The following is a 5,023-nucleotide window of genomic DNA, read 5'->3' as shown; positions in this document are numbered from 1 at the left end:
TCAAGTTATAACGGTAGTTTGTCTACGGTCTGAGCCAAGAACACTGACGTTCTTGGCTTTTTTGAGATTTATTCTTTTGTTTCACGCATTTTTGCGACATTCGCATGTGCGTTGTGTTTATATTTTTGATAGAAAATAATGACGATAATAAACCAAATCGGTGATACAAATAGCGCATTTCTTGTTTCTTCTGTAAAGAATAATAGTACATAGGCAAACAAGAAGAAGAGTAACACAACGATACCGGCATATGGACCACCTGGTAATTTAAAGTCGTTCGTTTTATGTTCCTGCTTGTTTTTAAAGGCATAAATAATGTATGAAATGATAATCAATGTCCAAACAAATAAGTAAAGTACGGTTGATAGTGTTGTGACATAGATAAATAACTGTACTGCATTAGGGAAGACATAATTCAATAATGCTGCGAACAGTAATAAAATTGATGAAATCAACATTGAAATATGCGGTACACCACGATGGTTGACTTTACCTAATGCTTTAGGACCTAAGCCTTGTTCAGCTAAACCGAATAAAATACGGCTGTTTGAATAAATACCACTGTTAGTAGCTGACGCTGCAGCTGTAATAACTACAAAGTTCACAAGACTTGCGGCGAATGGAATACCAATCAAACCGAATACTTTAACGAATGGACTTGAGTTTTCACTTAAAGTATTCCAAGGAACTACAGATGTGATAATGATTAATGAACCGACATAGAATAATAAGATACGAATCGGTACATTATTAATGGCTTTCGGAATCGTATTAGCACGGTCTTTCGTTTCACCGGCAGTTACACCGATCAATTCTATACCAATAAATGAATAGATTGCCATTTGGAAAGCCATTAAGAAGCCGAAAGCACCATTAGGGAATAATCCGCCATGACTGACTAAGTTTGAAAAGCTTGCTGTACCATGTTCAGTTTTTACTGACATGAAAATTAATACTAGTCCTACTACAATCAATGCGATGATAGTTATAATCTTAATTAAAGCAAACCAGAATTCTAGTTCACCAAACAACTTTGCGCCTAACAAGTTGAATGAAATTAAGATTAATACCACGAACAGCACTGAAATCCAGTTAGGAACATCAGGCAGCCAATATGAAATATATTGACCGATAGCTGTTAAGTCAGACATGCTTGATGCAATCCAACAAAACCAGTAGGTCCATCCAATCACAAAACCGCCGAATGGTCCTAGATATTCATTAGCAATATCTACAAATGAATTAAAACGTGTGTTGCTTAAAAGTAACTCGCCCAGTCCGCGCATAAACGCAAATAAAAACATCCCAATGATGATATAAGCGATGAAAATACTCGGACCTGTTAATTTAATCGTTTGGCCAGATCCTAAAAAGAGACCTGTACCAATTGCCCCACCAATCGCGATTAACTGTATATGCCTATTGCTGAGGTCTTTTTGTAATTTCTGTCCCAAAATTTTTGCACCCTTTCGGATTTGTATATGACAAAGGGGTTGACGTTAAATGATGTTAATAATGATATAAAAAATTTCAGGACATTGCAATTGTTAATGTATAAATATAAAAAACTTTTATGAAGTACATAATTTAAAACTATCAAAAATTTTGTTATTTTTTAGCTGGTTTGGGTAAGCATTTTCTATAAATTTTCTGTGGCTTCTGTCGCATGATACAAACATAAACGACCGGCTGAGTCATAGCTTTGACGCATTTTATCTTTCGGGATTTGAATCACTTGATAACGTGAAGGGATCAAAGCCGGAACATAGAGTTTACGACCAAATTGTGCCCATAATGGATCAATATAAAAATAGTTGTTTTGGTCATATCCGATTAATAAGGTGATATGAATGTTTGAGACCCATTCTTTACGTGTGTCATCGACTCTGAACGTTCTACGCTGCGGTTTTTGGCCCAGTACTGTGTGATAAATCAACACAGGTTGACCTGCATCGATAATACGTTCAAGTTCAGCTAATGATTTACCAGTACCATCTTTAATACGTGTGTCGTATTGTTTCAAGTAGGGAACAAATGCATTTGGGAAAATCGTTTGATGTGCACCCGGTTTAATCATTAAGAAATGACCGACGTAGCCTTTATTCGGATTGCTTGGATGTGTCGGCCAACGCTTCATTAAAGAAATAGGGTGGACAAATATATGATTATAATCCAGCAGCATAGATGCGGCAGTGCCTTCACAGCCCATGACCATAGGAATTGGAGAGAGCTGACTTTTTGGTTTAACATTTAGTATTTTCTTCATTTTTGATAACTCCCCATCGTTCATCATTACTCTTATTATAAAAGTTGTACATGACTGAGTATATTACTTTGTCTCAGAAAATATAAAAAAGAGCGAGACTGTTGTCTCACTCTCATTCATGTTATTTAACTTGAATTAATTTGTGTAACCAAACGTTTAAGACGATGACTAACACACTAGTGATTAAGATAATCACAATAAATGGACCGACGCTTGTACCACCTTGAATACCAACTAATGGTGCGATAATACCGCCGATGATAAATTGGAATAAACCAAGTAAACTTGAAGCATTACCGCTTCCCCCAGAACGTTCTTCAATCGCTAAAGAGAAACCAAGCGGTCCAATACCTGTTACCGGCCATACCATAATAAAGAAAGAAGCTAATAATAACGGTAATGGTAAATGGAAACCTGTTGTGATGACCACAAGGATTACACCAAATACTTGAATACCTGTTAAGATATGCAGCAATTTCTCTCTTTCAATATACTTCACCGCAAATGCGGTAATTTGACTCATCGCAATTAATCCAATACCAATTACCGCATACATCCAACCGAATGCTTGAGGTGACATATGGTAAATTTTTTGTGTGATGAAAGGTGAAGCGGCTGCGAAACTGAAAAGCATCACGTAAGTAAAGCCTTGCATCAACATTGGAATGACAAAACGCGCTTTGCTTAATAAGTGACCGAAGTCTTTAAAAATTGCGCCGAAATTTAAGCGTACATTTGCCGTATCACGTGTTTCTTCCATCTTAATAAATGCAATTGAGAAAATCACTAATGAAATCAGTGTTAATGCCGCAAAAAATCATTTTCCATGATGTAAATGCTAAGGTATAACCGCCGATTAATGGTGCAATAATCGTAATAATACCATTAACCACAAGCAAAGTTGCGATCATTTGCGTTAAGCTTGCACCTTCATATTGGTCACTGACAGTTGCTCTTGCGATTACAATTGCGCCGCCTCCAAGTAACCCTTGAATAAAACGTAAGACTAAGAAGACATTAATAGATGACACAAAGACACAAGCTAAAGAGACAACCGCAATACCGATTAAAATCGATAACACTGTTTTCTTACGTCCATAAACGTCAGAGAGTGGACCGAAAACAAATTGTCCTAGTGCCATACCGATCATGACAAAGGATAAAGTAAGTTGTGATGTTGAAGTAGAAACACCGAAATCATCCCGCACTTGAGGAAGAGCAGGGTTATACATGTCTACCAACATCGGACCGAAAGCGGTCATAGCTCCTAAAACTATAATCATAATAATAGGGAGCCGTGATTGTTCAGTTTTGACCATTTGAGATAACTCCTATTCTGTTAATCAATTATTATGGTTAATTGTAACGTAAATCAGCGGCTTGTGTGTATATTTTTTTTAAGTGCGACAGAAAATAAGTGAAATGCAGAATTTAGAAGTGCTATAATAACGTTGAATTATCGATTTTTAGAAGAAAAGTGATGGTGCACGATAGATGAAGTTAACACAAACACATTTTGAAATTATCAAATTTATTATAGTAGGCGGTATTAATACCTTCAATTATTACATTGTATATTTATTATTGTTGAAAGTGATAGGTATCAATTATCTTGTCAGCCATATTACAGGTTTTGTAGTCAGTTTCATTATTTCGTACTATTTGAATTGTTATTTTGTGTATAAAGTCAAACCGACATGGCGCAAATTTATTCAATTTCCTTTAACGCAAGTTGTAAATATGGGCATGCAGACGGTTTTGCTCTATGTCTTTGTACAATGGTTTCACATTTCATCAGTGATTGCACCTTTTGCAGGATTAATCATTACCATTCCTGTAACATTTGTATTATCTAAATACATATTAAGAGACTAATACGAAGCAAGATAAGATTCATTTTAATAAAGGGCTTATCTTGTTTTTTTAGTCTCAACTCAAGGTTTCGTTTTAATTAATATTTAGGTTAGGCTAACTAAAAAATTAGCACAAGAAATTAAAAAATAATAAAAAATAAAAAAATTGAAAGTGGTTATGAAATACCGCATACTAAACATGAATTAAAGAAAAGGTGGGACATTCCATGTCGCAAACACTTAATTTACAACGCGCACAAAAAGGTGCGTATTTAAGTTTAGTAACCTATATTGTACTATCTATTGTTAAATATGTTGTAGGTACGTTGTATCATTCTGCGGCAGTCAGAGCCGATGCATTAAACAATATGACTGATATTTTAGTTTCAATTGCGGTTATTGTCGGTTTGAAAATTTCAATCAAACCTGCTGATCGTAATCATCCTTATGGTCATTTAAAATCAGAAAACATTGCTTCATTACTTGTTTCGTTCATTATTATGTTCGTCGGGGTTCAAGTTATGATGCAAAACTTCCCGCGTTTGTTTTTAAATGATTATCATACACCGACACCGATTACGATTATTGTCAGTATTGTCAGTGGGTTTGTCATGCTTGGTGTGTCTTACTATAATTTCCGTTTAGCAAAACAAACCAAAAGCCGCTCACTCCATTCTTCGGCAGTAGACAACATGTCTGACAGTATTGTCAGTTTAGGAACTGGTATCGGCTTGATATTTACACAATTCGGTTTACCGATTGTCGATATTATTCTCGCAACGATTTTAGGTGCGTTAATCGTTTATACAGGCTTTTCTATTTTCAGAGAAGCAATCTTCACATTAAGTGATGGATTTAATGAACGTGACTTAGAAAATTATCGTCAAGATGTGTTAGAAGTGTC

At 35.5% G+C, this 5,023-nt stretch carries 4 protein-coding genes and 1 pseudogene; 2 read left to right on the top strand and 3 right to left on the bottom strand.

Annotated elements, in window-relative coordinates:
- Window positions 1-68 precede the first annotated feature (68 nt).
- The 3 genes and pseudogenes from HMPREF3031_RS08530 to HMPREF3031_RS08520 all read right to left on the bottom strand — a co-directional run bounded on the left by HMPREF3031_RS08530 (window position 69) and on the right by HMPREF3031_RS08520 (window position 3,585).
- On the bottom strand, window positions 69-1,454 hold the full coding sequence (locus HMPREF3031_RS08530) for an amino acid permease (protein ID WP_023015075.1): 1,386 nt from the start codon (window positions 1,452-1,454) through the stop codon (window positions 69-71).
- Between the two features lie 185 nt (window positions 1,455-1,639).
- Window positions 1,640-2,266 carry a C39 family peptidase gene (locus HMPREF3031_RS08525; RefSeq protein WP_002479756.1) on the bottom strand — a complete coding sequence of 209 codons (627 nt, stop codon included), beginning with the start codon at window positions 2,264-2,266 and terminating at the stop codon, window positions 1,640-1,642.
- A gap of 121 nt (window positions 2,267-2,387) precedes the next feature.
- A pseudogene (locus tag HMPREF3031_RS08520) lies at window positions 2,388-3,585 on the bottom strand (multidrug effflux MFS transporter).
- A gap of 175 nt (window positions 3,586-3,760) precedes the next feature.
- Between HMPREF3031_RS08520 and HMPREF3031_RS08515 the strand changes: the two are divergent.
- Entirely contained in the window at window positions 3,761-4,141 is a 381-nt protein-coding gene (locus HMPREF3031_RS08515; RefSeq protein ID WP_002479753.1) for a GtrA family protein, read from the top strand.
- A gap of 205 nt (window positions 4,142-4,346) precedes the next feature.
- Window positions 4,347-5,023, top strand: a 677-nt coding sequence (locus HMPREF3031_RS08510) for a cation diffusion facilitator family transporter (protein ID WP_070684453.1), incomplete at its 3' end; no start/stop codon positions are given.

It is taken from the genome of Staphylococcus sp. HMSC072B07, assembly GCF_001815505.1.
Classification (GTDB): domain Bacteria; phylum Bacillota; class Bacilli; order Staphylococcales; family Staphylococcaceae; genus Staphylococcus; species Staphylococcus simulans.
This window is presented reverse-complemented; position numbering and strand designations above follow the sequence as displayed.